Annotated in this window: 13 protein-coding genes; 1 reads left to right on the forward strand and 12 read right to left on the reverse strand. The window is 38.0% G+C overall.

All coding sequences use genetic code 11. The annotated features are described in order from the left end of the window. Positions 1-37 precede the first annotated feature (37 nt). The 12 genes from BST86_RS07810 to BST86_RS07865 form a co-directional block, all read right to left on the reverse strand. On the reverse strand, positions 38-814 hold the full coding sequence (locus BST86_RS07810; protein ID WP_105982779.1) for a glycosyltransferase family 2 protein: 777 nt from the start codon (positions 812-814) through the stop codon (positions 38-40). Further along, positions 811-2097, reverse strand: coding sequence for a glycosyltransferase (locus BST86_RS07815; RefSeq protein ID WP_105982780.1), 1287 nt, complete (start codon positions 2095-2097; stop codon positions 811-813). The genes BST86_RS07810 and BST86_RS07815 overlap by 4 nt, the downstream gene beginning before the upstream one ends. After that, positions 2097-2993 (reverse strand): class I SAM-dependent methyltransferase, encoded by an 897-nt coding sequence (locus tag BST86_RS07820; protein WP_105982781.1) that lies wholly within the window; start codon positions 2991-2993, stop codon positions 2097-2099. Before BST86_RS07820 ends, BST86_RS07815 begins: the two co-directional genes overlap by 1 nt. A gap of 196 nt (positions 2994-3189) precedes the next feature. Beyond that, positions 3190-4482, reverse strand: coding sequence for a class I SAM-dependent methyltransferase (locus BST86_RS07825; protein WP_105982782.1), 1293 nt, complete (start codon positions 4480-4482; stop codon positions 3190-3192). Continuing rightward, positions 4483-5793, reverse strand: a complete 1311-nt coding sequence (locus BST86_RS07830) for an ABC transporter ATP-binding protein (protein ID WP_105982783.1) — start codon at positions 5791-5793, stop codon at positions 4483-4485. It lies immediately after the preceding gene. Next, positions 5783-6619 carry a polysaccharide pyruvyl transferase family protein gene (locus BST86_RS07835; RefSeq protein WP_105982784.1) on the reverse strand — a complete coding sequence of 279 codons (837 nt, stop codon included), beginning with the start codon at positions 6617-6619 and terminating at the stop codon, positions 5783-5785. The genes BST86_RS07830 and BST86_RS07835 overlap by 11 nt, the downstream gene beginning before the upstream one ends. A gap of 16 nt (positions 6620-6635) precedes the next feature. Then, on the reverse strand, positions 6636-8078 hold the full coding sequence (locus BST86_RS07840) for a DUF6056 family protein (protein WP_105982785.1): 1443 nt from the start codon (positions 8076-8078) through the stop codon (positions 6636-6638). Continuing rightward, complete coding sequence (locus tag BST86_RS07845) at positions 8066-8782, reverse strand: glycosyltransferase (RefSeq protein ID WP_105982786.1); 717 nt, start codon at positions 8780-8782, stop codon at positions 8066-8068. The genes BST86_RS07840 and BST86_RS07845 overlap by 13 nt, the downstream gene beginning before the upstream one ends. Positions 8783-8795: 13 nt before the next feature. After that, on the reverse strand, positions 8796-9650 hold the full coding sequence (locus tag BST86_RS07850) for an ABC transporter permease (protein WP_105982787.1): 855 nt from the start codon (positions 9648-9650) through the stop codon (positions 8796-8798). 15 nt (positions 9651-9665) lie between these two features. Next, on the reverse strand, positions 9666-12134 hold the full coding sequence (locus BST86_RS07855) for a polysaccharide biosynthesis tyrosine autokinase (RefSeq protein WP_105982788.1): 2469 nt from the start codon (positions 12132-12134) through the stop codon (positions 9666-9668). After that, positions 12135-12920 carry a polysaccharide biosynthesis/export family protein gene (locus BST86_RS07860; protein WP_105982789.1) on the reverse strand — a complete coding sequence of 262 codons (786 nt, stop codon included), beginning with the start codon at positions 12918-12920 and terminating at the stop codon, positions 12135-12137. A 310-nt stretch (positions 12921-13230) separates the two neighbouring features. Next, positions 13231-13494, reverse strand: coding sequence for a hypothetical protein (locus BST86_RS07865; protein ID WP_105982790.1), 264 nt, complete (start codon positions 13492-13494; stop codon positions 13231-13233). A gap of 1192 nt (positions 13495-14686) precedes the next feature. Between BST86_RS07865 and BST86_RS07875 the strand changes: the two genes are divergently transcribed. Then, positions 14687-16564, forward strand: coding sequence for an ABC-F family ATP-binding cassette domain-containing protein (locus tag BST86_RS07875; RefSeq protein ID WP_105982792.1), 1878 nt, complete (start codon positions 14687-14689; stop codon positions 16562-16564). Positions 16565-17025: the final 461 nt, after the last annotated feature.

Consider the following 17025-nt stretch of genomic DNA (forward strand, 5'->3'; position numbering starts at 1 on the left):
AGCATGTTAAAAACACTCACTATAAATTTCATTGCTTTTAAAAAAAAGGTCGTTTCAACAATAAGAAAAATTCGTCACCAAAATAGTATTTTATCTTTCCCAAAGTTAATCGTGCATCAAAATAGTCTTCATAATCCTCGATAATTCCAGAAAAAAGCTCCTTTAGTATTTTATGTTTTTCATTTTTCGAAGTAATTCTGTTTTCAGGATCTGCTGAGACACCAGACATGTCATAATTTGTAAAAATGACATCTAGTTTGAGATATGTTGCTCCATTTATGAAAAGCGCCCTTACCAAAAAATCCCAGTCTGCTATTATTTTATAATCTGTATTATAATAACCTAATCGATCAAAGAGTTCCTTTTTAATAATTACAGCTTGATGGCAAATAGTTCCTTTTACAAAATGACTTAACCTCAAAAATTGTGGATAAGTATGTAACATTTTACGGTCTGTAAATTTGAGGACTACGTCCCCATAATAAAGATCTTTACCACACTTACTATTAAGTGAAATAGTAGTTAAAACTTCCGCAGAATAGAACCAATCGCCACTATTAAGAAAAAAAAGATAATCACCTTTTGAAACATGAATGCCCTTATTCATAGCATGATAAATCCCTTCATCAGGTTCACTGACCCAATAATCAATATGAGATTGATGTTCGATAAGGTAGTCGCGACTACCATCTGTAGAGTTACCATCAATAACAATGAATTCAAAATCCGTAAAGTCCTGAGAAAATACGCTTTGAATCGTTTTTCTTAAACCGTCCAGATTATTGTAATTGATAGTAATTACAGAAATTTTCATACTTTGCTACTCAATGACCCAAATAGTTTTAGATACCTTGCGGCCTGCAAACTTGCAGAGTATTTACTTATAGCATTAGCTCTAATTTTCTTTCGTTCAAACCGGCTAGGGTCTCTAAAAAAATCAAGGATTCTATCTTTCAATGCCTCACTAGTTAATTCATCGGCTATTAAACCATTTTCTTCATGTTGAACCATGTCAATAATACCTCCAACCCGAAATCCTATTACAGGTGTTCCACAGAAAAGCGATTCTATGACCGTGTTGGGTAAGTTGTCCATAAGCGAAGGTATAACGAACACGTCTGCCGCACTATAGCATAGGTTTAATAGTCTTGGATCACCTATGTAACCCAAAGGGTATATATTTTCTACATCTGCAAGTCGATTATTTGTTTCACCGACTGCGCAAACAATTAATTCAGAATTTTTGATCTTCTTCAAGGCGCTTAGAAGGAAATCTAGACCTTTGCGTTTGTCTGATGTTGATTCTGCTAGAAAAAGTAAGATCTTCTTATTTTTAGGCAATCCCAAAAGTTTTCTTGCAAATTTTTGGCTAACTGCCTTAAAAGAACTCGATTCTAATCCGTAAACAATATGATGATGCTTAAATTTTTTAAATAATCGACTGTTAGAAGACTCATTAAGCAACCACTTTGACGGCGCGACGATTTGAATATTTTGGACTGATAATAAAGAAAGTGCTTTAATCTTAATTATTTCTTGATGCACCTCCTGTTCTGCAACCGTAAGTCTTCTTATAATTGGTTCGTCATTGTGATTTAGGCCTAGTATCTGATCTTGATAATGCTCTCCACCTGTGAAGGGGTTCATGTCATGAAGTGTCCAAACAAGAGGCTTGCTATTCTTTTCAAAAAAACTCTGAAAATCAATGAATTTTGCAACCCAATGAAAATTTATTATATCAGCTTCCTTATAGAATGGACTTTCGGTAATGTCGATTTCATTCCCTGGGAATGAAAATAGAGAAAGTCGTTTATCACGCCCTCGTAAAAACTCATCTTCAACACTGAGTCTTGTTGAAGATCTAAGTGATACTGGCAAAGAAATAGAAATCAGACGACTGAATCGACCCCAAATTTTATTTAATTTAGATTTTGATACGGTAGCTTTGCTATACTGAAAACTTTGAGGGATACTTTTAGTTTTCTTTTTTAACAGTAACTTACTGTCGATACCGTGATCCAACAATGCAAGATGAAGTCGAATGCACGCATTTGCTGCGCCGCCGCGGTCGAAGGTATTTACCAGGAGAATTTTCACTACTCTTTTTTATAGATAAACATTATTGAATGACCGCGGATGCGACTTTGGTTTCTTTTCACGTAAGCGTTTATAATTTTATCGATAGAAATGATTTTACTAATTCTGTTAATTAATTTATTGTTTTTTAGACGCCTAGAAGTTGATCGTACATACCATGTAGAGTGGTATTCCTGCAGCGGCTCATATACGACATCTGCAATCTGTAAATTAAAACATGATGCGATAGAATTAAGAGATTGTCGATTCCATCGACCGGCATGGTGCGGAGGGAAGTTTAAAATACCACCTTCGTCATATTTAATAAATGAGTCATTATTAGGTACACAAATAACAAGTCTACCACCTTTTTTTAAACACTTGATCTTGGATGCTAGAAAAGAATGAACGTCAGTTATATGCTCAAGCACCTGAAATGAACAAACGACATCGAAGCATTCGGTGTTTGCTGCCGCAAATGCCTGTATAGATTCATTTCTTACATCTAATCCCAATTGTTTTGCCTTGTCAACACTTTTTTCATTTAATTCTAATCCAATGCAGTCAACATTTAGAGCAGAAATCTTTTGAATGAATCCTAGTCCGCCTGCCCCAACTTCTAATATTTTATCTTTAACATCAAGCTGATTTAACAAATATTCGTGTTCCCATTTCCATGGCATATAATACCAGTCAAACTTCTGCAGGTGTTCATAAAAAGCACTATCACCAAATATATCCATAGGATAATAAAATTGATAACCAGTGTATTTATCTTCATACAGATGTATCTCGGATAGACCGTCTACAAATCTGCTAATATCGTAATTGAGCTGCTTTTTGTATTTAGAAATAAGCTCCTTTGTTTCATAGCTTTTGACTAAAAATGCATTCTTATCGGGTCTCGCCTCAAACATCGTGTAGGGATTTTGAAAAGTCTTTCTCTGACTAAAAACTTCGAAAATAATCTATTAAATCGCGACTCAAGAAACAGAAATCCAGATTTTTAAGATTAGAAGCCTTTTATTTTAATATCAATAACATTGATGATAAAGAAGGAGAATATTAGCTTTGAGAGTAGTATGGATCTAATAAACTTAAGATTCTACATTGTTAATTTGTAAAAAAATAAATATATCTCCTCTTAAGTCCATCTGCTGATTCGAGTTTGCTTGTCATACGGTTAGTGAATTTTGGTGAAAAAAATTTACCGATGGTTTCAATATCATAATTTTGCGGTTTGGGTTCATTCCACTGTTTGACATGCTTATCCTCCATGTATACAAATTCAAGCAATATTCCTTTAGAGGCTAATTGTAAACATGTTTGGCAAAACAAATAAACTGGAGTTTTTTGTCTTATACAGATGTGATGAATTAAACCTAAAGCTATAACTAAGTCTCCTTGTAACCGTGAAAACATGTCGCCCCAGAATAAACTAACCCCCAATGCTGGAGTCGGGATATTAAAATCAATATGAGCAGCAGTTACTTTATTCCTTTTTAGCAATGAATTAACTACCTCTTCTTCATAATCAAATGATAAAACTTCGGCACCAAAATATTCTGCCATTTCAGAAAAGTAGCCTTTATTAGATGCTAAATCCACTACCTTATCGTATTTATTATTTTGAAATATTTCTAGACAAAATCTTTCTTTCATATTCTGAGGTGTCAGAAGGTCAAACTCCTCACCTTTGTAATAATTAGACCAATATTGTTTGGATACAGGTATAGGCCTGTGATCATCTAACCATTTCAAAATCTCATTGAATAAAAGTTCCGGAGATTCTCTCAGTTGAACTAATTTCAAAAACTTACGAAACAGCAATTTTTTACTAAATGAAGAGGTGAGCAAAGAGGTTCCAAAACCATATTGATGTTCTTTTCTTAATTCTTTTGAAAACTTAAATGTTTTTTTTGAAAAAGAGCTTAGCCATATAGGTATTACAAACTTTTCCCAAAACTCCTGAAACCATTCAATAGAAACAACTTGTGCTTGAATTAAAGAGCCAAAGTCGTAAAAAACAGGATTGGAACGATAAAAGGTAATATTGTAGGGGTGTGCATCATAAGTGACAAATCCTACTTTCAGACATTCCTGATTAAGTTCAATAAATTGTCTTGCCGCTTGCCAGTACATCTCACATGTGTATTCCGCAGGATGTAAAATAAATGGAAGATATTTATGTTCTAGAACTAACAGATTGGTATTAGATTTTTCTTCTACTATCTTAGTTTCAATCAGCCCTTTATTATATAATTTAAAAATATTGTCAGAGCGCAGTAACCTCAAGTAACTATCTATCTTATCCTTCTTTTCAATTATCCTGTAAACCGTATCGTTTGTTACCAGTATCCGCCCAGATTTATCATAAAGATAGGGTGTGTTATTTACGATATCCATTTAGGCAATTTTTTGAATAGACCATTTACTTCTGCAAACGATTTTAGCTAAACCTAGATCTTCTGGTAATTTACCATTGCCTAGATAATTTTCATTAATAATGGAAAACAATATCTTACCTGATAAGTAATCTGCTAACTGTTGATTTTTAAATATAGCGATGTTAATACTATAATTCCCTGGAACTATATTTAGAGGATCAAGAATTTTGCATTCAAAAATAAGCGTGTCAGAGTGATTGTTCAAATCAGGTTTCGTCAAAATGCTCATATTTTTATCTATACGGATAATACCTTCTCCATTTTCGTTGTAGATCCCAAGGATTATTTTGATACTTTCTATTGGTATATTTGATGAGCTCTTCGCTACAGTAAGAATAAGCTTTAATCTTTCTCCTAAACTGAAAACAGTCTTAGGCATTGATTCATCTAATGCAAATAAATCGATTGTTTTCATAAGTAATTGAGCATTTCCTTTTCTCTCAGAAATACCTTCAAGGACTCTGTGATGCGTCAACCCTGCATTTAAGTATTCGCTAATAATTTTTTTTGTGGAGCCACTGTTGACTATGCAACCATTCATTATATGAATTACTCTAGTACATAAAGACTGAACACTATCCATATTATGACTCACAAACAACACCGTCCTTCCACCAGAACTTGAAATATCCTGCATTTTACCAATCGCTTTCTTTTGAAACTCTGCATCGCCCACAGCAAGTACCTCATCCACTACCAGGATATCAGGTTCTAAAAAAGCAGCAACGGCAAACCCCAGCCTCACGCCCATACCGCTGGAATAGCGTTTTACTGGTGTGTCGATGTACATCTGGCAGCCTGAAAATTCAATGATTTCATCTATTTTGCTAGCAATCTCTGCTTTTGTCATTCCCAAGATTGCACCGTTGAGATAGATGTTTTCCCTACCTGTTAATTCTGGATGCATTCCAGTTCCAACTTCTAAGAGGCTTGCCATGCGACCACCTACTTTGATACTACCTGTCGTGGGACTTGTCACCCTTGAAAGAATTTTAAGTAATGTGGATTTACCTGCACCATTTTTACCAATGATCCCGACAATCTCTCCGCGCTTTACCTCAAAATTAATGTCCTTCAACGCCCATACGTAGTCAGAACTTGCCGCTGTACTGCGGTCGTTGACAGCGCCTATCTTTTGATAAGGATCTTCCTTGCCTCGCATTTTTGCCCAGGCTCTATTGATGTCATGACCCAACGTACCCGTACCTACTGTACCTAAACGATACTGCTTGGAAAGGTTTTCAATTTTTAGGATAATATCATCTTTCATCTTCACCGCTTAAAAATGGGCATGCTTTCATCAATCCGTCTTGCAAGTTTTTGATCGTAAGTTGGTCTGGTAGTTTATATTTATGCTTATCCACATGATCCATCCAGTAATCACTGTCAAATTGATTTTCTATCAATAAAGGATCGTAAGTCTCAAGACCTACTGAAAGCAAGTAATCATGGTACTTAACGCCATCGCCAAAGATAGCATTTGAAAATTTGACTTGGACTGCTGGAATGTTATAGGCGTGAGCAACTATGATGCCGTGTAGGGATGAAGAAATGATGCGTTTGCAAGATAATATTTGTCGGGTCGTTTCTTCAATCTCATTGGTCAAAAAATCTATGATGCACAAGGTTGGGCTGTTCCCAGCCATGCTTTGAACGATCTTATAATCATTGATATGTGGGATGATGCCTAATTCGTACGTTTTGGTTTGATGATCTTCTAAGTAAAGAGGTAATAGCAATGCTGGATCTCCATAAACTTCTGGACAATCATAGCCTATCTCAAGTATCCGCTTTCGCGAAAGCGGACCCCTTACTGCCGTAAAAGTTGCCCTTGCAATTTGTGCATCCCGATGGCTCATACCGCTACCCCAGACAATACAATGACTGCCTATGTGTTCCAAAATACTTCCAATAGTGACGTACACCGGTCTCCACCAATTTTTTATATAAAACCTATTTGCCCGTAGCCAAGAAACTTTTCTACCTGTTATTTTCTCTACCAAATATTTACCCAGCAAGTCCCCATAGTTCTCTCGCTCTTTCTTTTGAATGTAGATCTCACTCCACCAATATAGTCTAATCGTTTTTGCGCTCATATACGTTTATTCTAATTTAGTCAAGCGCTTCAACGGCAGAAGCAGTCTTATTCTCAACTCTTACTGTGTTGATATTTATATCGTACTTAGCATTGAAATAATTCACGTAACTTTTATTATACCAGTGGTCTGGATTTGAGGTAACATCTGTGTATTGTAGGGTTTTGGGCATCATCATAGGCTCTAAAACTATATTGACCTCTCTAGAATTTATAACTCTCAATAATCTATCGTTCCTATCATTCTCTGATTTTTCAAAGCGATCATTAATCAAGTCGTCATAAATATTATTTACATTAGAACTACGCACAACTGACGTCGTAAGCAGAACCAATAGAGTTGGCAAACACCAGTACTCGCCAATAGACCAATCGATCCATTGTTGTTTTTTCAAAGCAACCATCAAGTTTATTGTATTAACTAAAACTATCACTAACCATAGCAAATGGATTAGATTCCCAACCCTTCCATAATTGAACGGTAATCCTCCCATGGCATAGCTTGGTGTAAATAAAATACAGATTAAAAGAGTAATACTGAAAAGCAATAGTATTAAAGGGTTTATGTACTTGAGTGAAACGCTATTTTTTGATTTGATGAGAACTAATGCAATAAGCATGACTATAACACTATAAGTAAGATAATCTTGAAGGTTAGAGAACTCATTACTAAAGAAAAATAATATCTCTCTCCAGGTTACCGAAAGGGCATTGATGAAATTACCACTTTGTTCAAATGCTTGTTGGCGATTAGCCGACCCAGGAGATAAAATTACCAGTACTGATGCGGCAATGACGATAAGCTGAAGGTAAATTAAAGAGCGTACTACTTGCTTTCTGTTTATGTAATCTACGAATAGAAAGACGGCTACTATGCTATTGAGTAATAAAATAAACAGCTCACTACTACCAATGGCTAGTATCGAAAACAGCATAGACCAGATAATTGCTCTTTTATCGCCTCGCATCATTTTAAAAAGGTATGCTAATGTCATTAAAAAGCAACAGAACGATATGGAATATACGGTCATTGAAGCATACCAATAGAAGTAGTCGACCAAGGATGGCATTTGAACTATTAATAAAGAAAAGAAAACGATCGTGGCTATGAAATTGACTTTCTTAGATACTTGTATCCCATAAAAGGAAAATAGTTCGAACAGAAAAAATCTTAAGGCTATAAAATTGAAGACAAAGTTTATAAAAAGCATTAATCGGAGAGGCGTAGGGCTATAGATTGGAAGTAGACTAAAAAATGCGTTTACAAAACGCCCATTATGCATTTTATACCAGGAACTATAATTCCTAAAAAAATCTTGAATATCAAAGACCGCTCTTGGAAAATCATCTGCAGACAATGTCGCATACTTTACAACAAATAGAAAAGGAATAACAACAAAGAAACCTAATAGTATAATTATCATAAGTCCTTGATGCGAATTTTTATCTAATTGTAGCATCTACGTATCTTATTTAATTGTTGTGTCAACTTCAAAATAGCAGCCGCTTTATAATTAATTTTTCCATCAACGGAATTCAATTTACGTAACGGAATTTGACGTATGGATTGTCCCTCTTTATCATATTTATTCCTGATTCTCAAAATGATCTCAATATCAAAAAGCCAACTTGATATAAATGGTTCCTTGAAAACATCTAGAATACGGACTGAAAACATCTTACAACCGCACTGAGTATCCCGAATGGGAACACTAAAGCCTATGAGTTTTGACGAAATTTTTCTAATCATAGAACTTCCAACCCTACGTACCAACGAGGATTTCTTGTTACCTATTTCGATTCTTATAGATAGGCCAGCAATCGTATCAGGTATTGAATAGAAAGCTTTTTCCAGTTCAATTAATTGATCTAACGGGATTTCTAAATCAGCGTCAATAAAAGCAAGGTAATGAAATGACTGATGGGGTATTTTGCTGATTGCAAAGCGTATAGCTTCACCTTTACCTAAATTAAAATCAGCCTTAATTATATTTGATCTGGAATCTTCATAAAAATTATCATATAACATTTGATAAGTTTCATCTGTACTACCATCATCCACAAAAAAGAAATGATATTTACCGTTTGCCTTTATGAACTCTTTAAACGCTGATACTTTCAGGCGTTTTTCTTCATTGTAGCATGGGACAATAACTGCAATCATTTGTTGACTCTCGTTACACCGTATCAATAAAAGTCTTCTCTGTCTTATTAAAGACAATCAATCCTAAAAAAAAGATGATTATACCCAAGGCTAGTCCAGTATAGATGCCCGTCCAGTGAATTTCCAGACTATTGAACCACAGACTGCGATAACTCTCTATGACGTGAGCAATGGGATTCCACTCTACGGCCCAGTAATACTCTTTTAATTTATCCCTTGCCGCTTCTAATGAATACATTACTGCGCTCAGGTATAGCAGTAGGTTCAATCCAAACCCGATTAACACGTTCAAATCGCGATATTTTGTCGTCAAGGCGGAAAGGATTAGTCCAGACCCCATGCCTAACAAGATAATATTGAGCAATATGACTAATACCAAAGGCAAGCCTACACTAGGTAGAATGTCCATTCCCTTGTAATAATAGTAGGCATAGAAAATCACTAAAATGATCAGTTGAATACCAAACTTAAACAAACCTGATAGCACCCTAGAAGCTGGTGCAATAAAGCGAGGGAAATACACTTTACCGAATAGACCTGCATTGGACGTAAAAGCTGAACTTGAAACGCTCAATACTTCCTTAAAATAGCTCCATAAGGTCAGGCCTGTCAAGTTAAACAAGAAGTTAGGTATGGCACCATTGTCTATACCTGCTACTTCATTGAATATTAAGGTAAAAACTACACTAGTAAACAACGGCTGGATGAGGAACCAAAGCGGCCCCAAGATGGTTTGTTTATACGCTGTTGTGATGTCTCGTTTTATAAATAGTACTAGCAAATCTCTATATCGCCATATCTCCTTAAGATTGAGGTCAATCAACTTCCCTTTAGGCTTGATTTCATATAACCACTTTTCTTCATTCATAAATTGTGGCTTTCTCTAACCTCGCTTTCGCGAAAGCGTAAATAATTTACTAATCTGTTGCTTCAGTCGATCTGCTGCTGTTTTAGGGGCATTATCTTGGTGATAACCGTTACCGTAGGCTCCATAACCGTAGCCGTAGCCATAACCGTAGCCATAACGCGCCTTGTCACTAAAGTAGTTAAACAGTAAGCTTACATTACCTAATTCTCCCTTGACATATTTATCATTTACAATGTCGAGCATGCCTCTTTTAGTATATCCCTGGCGCACCACATACAGGCTGGCGTCTGCATACTTTGATATTTCCATGGCGTCTGCCACCAGTCCTAGAGGCGGCGTGTCTAGAATAACGTAATCATAAGATTGCTTCAATTCGTCTATCATGATAGCCATCTGCTTTTTTAATATAAGCTCACTAGGATTAGGCGGCACAGGACCTGATAGCGCTAGATCCAGATTTTCTATTCCCGAAGATTTTATGATCTCATTCAGTGTTGCATCCTTCACCAAATAATTGGAGACTCCAATGGTGTTTTCAATATAGAAATCATCAAATATTTTAGGCTTTCTTAAATCCAATCCTACCAATATGGTTCTTTTGCCACTTAATGCAAACACTGTTGCCAGATTGATACTAGTAAAGGTTTTTCCTTCACCGCTGACACTACTGGTCACCATAATCGTTTTTGAGCCGGTGTTGGAACCTGTATCCTGATTGTAGATAAAATGCAGACTAGATCGCAATCCTCTAAAAGCTTCTGCAATGGCAGATCTTGGCTTTTCATATACCACAAGATTATTGTCGTGCTTGACTTGTCCTATGACTCCTATCAATGGAACTGGCGATAATTTTTCCAAATCTTTAGGAGAATGAATAAAACTATCCAATAACGTTAGGATAAACGCTACTGTCACAGGCACTGCGATTCCTATCAATAGTGCGATCAAGTAATTGATATTACTATCCCGCTGGCTACCACCTTGACCGGTATCCTTTGCCTCATCGATGATGTACACGTCAGATACATTAGCCGCTTTGACCAATTCTGCCTCTGCGCGTTTAGCCTGGAATACATTATAAGCTTGTTGGGTAATATCAAACTGACGCTGGATCTTCAAAAATTCCTGTTGTTCCTTAGGCAATCTTTTGATCTGATTTTCCAGCTTCCCTATTTCTCTATTGATCTGAGAAAGTTCACTTTCCAGTAGTGAGGTAGAGTTTTCTATATTCTCATAGATCACCGTTTTCAATGCATCAATTTGACGGTCAATTTCCCTAAAGGCTGGAGCATCTGGCTTCAAACTGAATTCCAGACGCTTGCGTTCTTCTGAAAGTCCTATCAATTGCGCAATGAATCCGCCTATACTACCTTCTGAAATACCTACCACAGACGGCGCTTGAATCGCAGTATAATCTGACCTGCGCTTTAAATAGGTGTCTAGGTTTTCGTAATAATTCAATCGGTTCAATAAATCCCTTTTCTGGATTTCAAAGCCGGTAAGTTTTGAATTGAAATCTGTATTTTGAACCGTAGCATCTAACAGTTGTGTGTTGTTCCTGAAAGTTGACAACTCTTCTTCTGACTCCTTCAACAATTTGCTCTGTTTTTGAAGGCTGCTGTCTATGTATTTGATCGTACTTACCGCAAACTTGTTTTTCTTGCGCAACTCTTCTGTAACCAGCACCTCGCTACTCTTATTAATATAATCAATAAGCCGTTGTTTGTTCAGACCTTGCATACTCAGGTTCAAAATGGAGGATCCATCGGGTTGCTGGCTTACGGCAATGCCTTTATAACGCATGACCGTTCCCCAATAATTACCTAGGTTGAACAACCATTCTCCAGCACTGACCTGATCTGATCGTCGCTCGATGGTTACTTTTAAAAAGGGTAGTTCTATCTTTTCTCCAAAGCGGAAGATTTGACTCCAGTCTCCTTGTGGCACCTGGACGCTGGTGGGTTCTTTTTTTGCATAATCAAATCCGCCAGCTATAGTCCCGCCAAAGGTGGTGCTCAATTCAAACCTATCATTGTCCAACACCTTAATCCGTATGTTTTTTTGATACAATTGGGCATTGGACGTATCCACAAAAACATAGAATGGAGTTTGCTTATAGGCGTCAATATTGTAATAATCTCCTTCTTTGATATAGTTGACGTAGAATTGCAATTGATCCACAACCACCTCTGCATGGGATCTGGATTTGAATTGGGTGATGGCCGTAGTAACCTTGTCTGTAGTTCCACCCCAATTAAATGTCAAGCTTTGATTACTCGTAAATAAAGGGTTATTGTTGTCTTTGATACTGATCAAGGACTCAATTCTGTAAAACGTCTGGATAAACTGATTCTTGTAATAGGCATATGACAAGCCTATGATCATGCACAGCAAAAACAGCCACCAAAGTTTCAATAGCTTTTGCAGGAACTGCTTGACATCAAAAATGCCTGATAACGCGTTAACTTCTTTTTCTTCTTCCATCTATAGACGCGTGAATAGTAATACAGAAGTAACAATAGTCCCCAATACTGACACAATGGTCCCAAAGGTAGATATAGCCGTAGTTCCCACGCCAGTAACCTTTTGCGGCAGCGGATCGACCACAATCATGTCATTGGGCTGGATGTAATAATATGGCGAATACACAATATCAAGATTGGTAAGGTCCAACTCATGCACCTTTACCCCATCAGGATAATTTCTAACAATTTTGACCGCTGTCAAATCTCCGGTAACCGGGACACCACCACCGGCAGCAATGGCCTCGATGATGTTGATCTGTTCGCGTTGGACGGATTGAATACCCGTTCCACCTACCTCACCTACCATGGTGTACGAAATACCTGCTAGCTTTACGGTCAAGAACAGCTCCTCTTCTTGTTTGAAATATTTTTCCAGTAAAATTTGTTTCAACTTTTCCTGCAGTTCATCGGTGGTCAGGCCTATGGCTTTTACCGTTCCTATCTCAGGCAGTCTAATGTCACCACGTATATCAATCCCATATCCATTCACTCCAGCGCCGCTCACGGATTCACCACTTGCAGGCGAAAATAGCTTTGTCAATCGTTCGTCTGCACTTTGATACAAGCTGATGTTCAATACGTCGTTCACCTGTAATCGGTACGGTGGTTGTAAACGTCTTGCCATCATCAAGCTATCCACAGCTACAGATTTTGACTCTTGCAGGTAAGTGATTTTATTTAAAGGGATGCAAGATGATATTGCAAGCAGCAATCCTATCATCCATACAAACGTGAGCCTACGCATATTCTCTTTGGTGTATAGCCGGTAAATATAAAATTATCTTAATAGATAGCCTATTTAAAATGTCTTCTATGCTTCAACACACCTGTCTGGGAATTTATTGCGGTAAAGTATTGTCTTCGTTACTTTTTCCATTACCGAAAAAGTAACCAAAAAGGCTAGGCTGTGGCATGTCTGTCTAAAAATTTCGAAGCTTCCGCCAAAGAAATTAAAACGCTTTCGGAAAGAATAGCATTTCGGTCCTGAAGATCTTGTGAAAAGACAAATCATGCAACACAAGCCGAGAAATTTCTTTCCAAAGGCTACAGCTCCTTCATTTTTGACGACAGACCTGCCAATGCCGGTTTAAAACAGCTTCAATAGCATTGATAATGAGCAAAAAATCTAGGAAGGTATGACCCGAAAAATCACGATCTGCTTTGTATAGAATCCAGAGATTTACTTGAGCCTCATAGACATTAGCAAATCTCTTCTCTGTTGCTTTTTCCATTGCAGATACCGCATCGAGTGCTGTATGACAAGTTTGTTGATGCTTGGCTGTGGCATACTTGTCTGCAACTATTGAAGCTTTCGCCAAAGAAATTAAAACGCGTTCGGTTGCAATAGAATTTCGATCCCGATGGTCTTATCAAAAGGTAAATTACACAATACAAGCCGACAAATTTCTTTTAAAAGGCTACAGCTCCTTCATTCTTGACGACAGGCCTGCCAATGCCGGTTTAAAAACAGCTTCATTGGCATTCATAATGAGCAAAAATCTAGGAAGGTATGACCCGAAAAATCACGATCTGCTTTGTATAGAATCCAGAAATTTACTTGAGCCTCTTAGACATTAGCAACTCTCTTCTCTGTTACTTTTTCCATTGCAGATACCGCATCGAGTGCGGCATGTCAAGTTTGTTGATGCTGGGCTGTGGCATACTTGTCTGCAACTATTGAAGCTTTCGCCACAGAAATTAAAACGCGTTCGGTTGCAATAGAATTTCGGTGCTGATGGTCTTATCAAAAGGTAAATTACACAATACAAGCCGACAAATTTCTTTCAAAAGGCTACAGCTCCTTCATTCTTGACGACAGACCAGCCAATGCCGGTTTAAAAACAGCTTCATTGGCATTCATAATGAGCAAAAACCTAGGAAGGTATAGCCCGAAAAATCACGATCTCTTTTGTATAGAATCCAGAAATTTACTTGACCCGCTTAGTCATAGCAAATCTCTTCTCTGTTAATCTTTCCATTGCAGATACCGCATCAAGTGCGGCATGACAAGTTTGTTGATGCTAGGCTGTGGCATGTCTGTCTAAAAATTTCAAAGCTTCCGCCAAAGAAATTAAAACGCTTTCGGATGCAATAGAATTTCGATCCCGATGGTCTTATCAAAAGGTAAATTACGCAATACAAGCCGACGAATTTCTTTCCAAAGGCTACAGCTCCTTCATTTTTAACGACAGACCTGCCAATGCCGGTTTAAAACTTTTCTTTTGTTTTAACATAGATATTTATGCGAAAGTCATTATAATCGTCCGCATTTCTACCCAGATGCAACGACATAAGCTTGATTTATGTTTCGCTTTCGCGAAAGCGAAAATGAAAGCGTATTTCCATCCAACAAACTGAAATTATTTCCAGGTCTTTATTTCATTACTATAAATTTGGGTGCGTTCCATGAAGCAGAACGTTTACTTTAGGATCTAGGTTTAAGTTAAAGTTGATAGCATTACAAGCCTAGGAAATACCGTAACTTTGCCGCTTATTTCTGAGCAGAATTCCATGAATTATTTGAGTGTAGAAAATGTATCGCGTGCGTTTGCAGACAAAGCGCTGTTTGAAAATGTATCGCTGGGCATCAACGAAGGCCAAAAAATTGGCTTTGTAGCAAAAAACGGTTACGGTAAAACCTCACTGCTCAATATCATTGCCGGCAGGGAACAACCGGACTCTGGTAGCGTCAACAAACGCAGCGATTTGCGTATGGCGTTTCTATCGCAAGAGCCGGACCTGGATCCAAACCAAACGATTGAGGAGGTCATTCTAGCCTCTGATATTCCTACCATCCAGATCATCGCTCGATACGAAAAGGCGATGGAGAACATGGATGATGCAGATGCCTACCAAAAAGCATTTGACCAGATGGAATCTGCACAGGCTTGGGATTTTGAAACCAAATACAAACAGATCCTATCCAAACTCAAGCTGGACGATCTTTCGCAAAAAGTAGGCAAGCTAAGTGGTGGCCAGAAAAAGCGCATCGCCATGGCGATCGCCTTATTATCAGATCCGCAATTGTTGATCATGGATGAGCCTACCAACCATCTGGATCTAGAGATGATCGAGTGGCTGGAGGAGTATTTTAAGCAGGAAGATTACACCATATTGATGGTAACACACGACCGTTATTTCCTAGATCGTGTGTGTAATGAAATTATTGAATTGGACAACGGTCATCTTTACACCTACAAAGGCAATTATTCGTATTATGTAGAGAAAAAGGAAGAGCGACTCGAGATCGAGCAAACCACCCAGGAAAAAGCACAACAACTCTTTAAAAAGGAATTGCAATGGATGCGTCGCCAGCCCAAGGCGCGCACGACAAAGTCCAAATCCCGAATCGACGATTTTTACCAAATCAAAGAGGCAGCCTCCAACCGTCGCAAGGAACACAACGTAGAGCTGGAAATCAACATGCAACGCATGGGTACCAAAGTGGTAGAATTGCACAAGATCTCAAAATCCTTTGGCGACAAAACACTTATTGAAAACTTTGATTACAACTTCCAGCGTGGCGAACGTGTGGGTATTATTGGGAAAAATGGGACCGGAAAATCTACTTTTCTCAACATCATTAATGGTGATCTTGCTCCAGATACGGGTAAGGTAACCATAGGTGAAACGATCAAGATAGGTTACTATACGCAAGGTGGCATCGACATCAAGCCAGGACAAAAGGTGATTGATGTGATTAAGGAATATGGCGAGTACATACCGCTACAGAAAGGAAAAATCATTAGTGCAAGTCAGTTGCTGGAGCGCTTTCTTTTTGACAATAAAAAGAAACATGATTTTGTCGAGAAACTTAGTGGTGGCGAGCGCAAGCGCTTGTATTTATGTACTATACTGATTCAAAATCCCAATTTCCTGATCCTTGATGAGCCTACCAACGACCTGGACATCCCAACGTTGAACGTGCTGGAAAACTTTTTGATGGATTTCCCAGGTTGTATCGTGGTGGTAAGTCACGACCGCTACTTTATGGATAAGATTGTGGACCATCTCTTGGTATTCAATCAGTCTGGTGAGATTACCGATTTCCCGGGAAATTATTCTGATTTTAGAGCCTATGTGGGTACGACAGATATTGCTTTGGAAAAGGAAACCGTCAAGACTCCAGAGGTCAAGGCAGCTCCAAAACCAGAAAAACCCAAATCCAACACTGGCATTTCCCGCGAAGATCAAAAAGAACTGAGCCGACTGGAAAATAAAGTAAAGCAACTGGAAGCGGAACGCAAAAAGTTGCAAGACAGCTTTCTCGATGAATCCATAGATCCAGAGACCATGACCGAAAACAGTATCAAGCTGGGAAAAGTCAAGGAAGAACTGGAAGAAAAGGAAATGGAATGGCTGGAACTCACAGAGCGATTGGGAGTTTAATGACTTAAAGCAAATAGCAAGTTCCAAATCTCAAATTCCAAGTTTCAAATCGCAAAAATTGCTTAGCCCTATCACCATTAAACTGGTCAAGTCATTATTCCAGTTCCTTGAACTGATATCGAGTGTCCGTCTCGATACAGTTTCCAAAAATCGTTTTTCCTTCACAATCGCTCCTTCTCGACTGCCGCTCGAAGCGGCTACAATTAGAAACAAAAGCGGATCTTCACAGAGCCCTACCTCAACATCTGGTAGACCCTAAAACGAGTTCATGTTGACCGTTCTCTTTTTAGTTTGCCATGCTGAACTTGTTTCAGCATCTGATGGATTCGAGTTTTTAAGCTTATTTGATTGAAATACACGTTATTAAGCGCCACATTGCGGTATAGATTGTGGAGGAAGTCCAGAAGACCCTGAAACGAGTTCAGTGTGACAAGAATTGAAACTTGCAGCGTGAGACCCTG

The sequence above is a fragment of the Nonlabens agnitus genome (genome assembly GCF_002994045.1).
GTDB lineage: Bacteria > Bacteroidota > Bacteroidia > Flavobacteriales > Flavobacteriaceae > Nonlabens > Nonlabens agnitus.

What these genes read in the sequence shown, in the direction of transcription:
- BST86_RS07810 (WP_105982779.1), bottom strand. Translation starts at nt 814, where the DNA reads ATGAAAATTTCTGTAATTACTATCAATTACAATAATCTGGACGGTTTA.
- BST86_RS07820 (WP_105982781.1), bottom strand. Translation starts at nt 2,993, where the DNA reads ATGTTTGAGGCGAGACCCGATAAGAATGCATTTTTAGTCAAAAGCTAT.
- BST86_RS07825 (WP_105982782.1), bottom strand. Translation starts at nt 4,482, where the DNA reads ATGGATATCGTAAATAACACACCCTATCTTTATGATAAATCTGGGCGG.
- BST86_RS07830 (WP_105982783.1), bottom strand. Translation starts at nt 5,793, where the DNA reads ATGAAAGATGATATTATCCTAAAAATTGAAAACCTTTCCAAGCAGTAT.
- BST86_RS07835 (WP_105982784.1), bottom strand. Translation starts at nt 6,619, where the DNA reads ATGAGCGCAAAAACGATTAGACTATATTGGTGGAGTGAGATCTACATT.
- BST86_RS07840 (WP_105982785.1), bottom strand. Translation starts at nt 8,078, where the DNA reads ATGCTACAATTAGATAAAAATTCGCATCAAGGACTTATGATAATTATA.
- BST86_RS07845 (WP_105982786.1), bottom strand. Translation starts at nt 8,782, where the DNA reads ATGATTGCAGTTATTGTCCCATGCTACAATGAAGAAAAACGCCTGAAA.
- BST86_RS07850 (WP_105982787.1), bottom strand. Translation starts at nt 9,650, where the DNA reads ATGAATGAAGAAAAGTGGTTATATGAAATCAAGCCTAAAGGGAAGTTG.
- BST86_RS07855 (WP_105982788.1), bottom strand. Translation starts at nt 12,134, where the DNA reads ATGGAAGAAGAAAAAGAAGTTAACGCGTTATCAGGCATTTTTGATGTC.
- BST86_RS07860 (WP_105982789.1), bottom strand. Translation starts at nt 12,920, where the DNA reads ATGCGTAGGCTCACGTTTGTATGGATGATAGGATTGCTGCTTGCAATA.
- BST86_RS07875 (WP_105982792.1), top strand. Translation starts at nt 14,687, where the DNA reads ATGAATTATTTGAGTGTAGAAAATGTATCGCGTGCGTTTGCAGACAAA.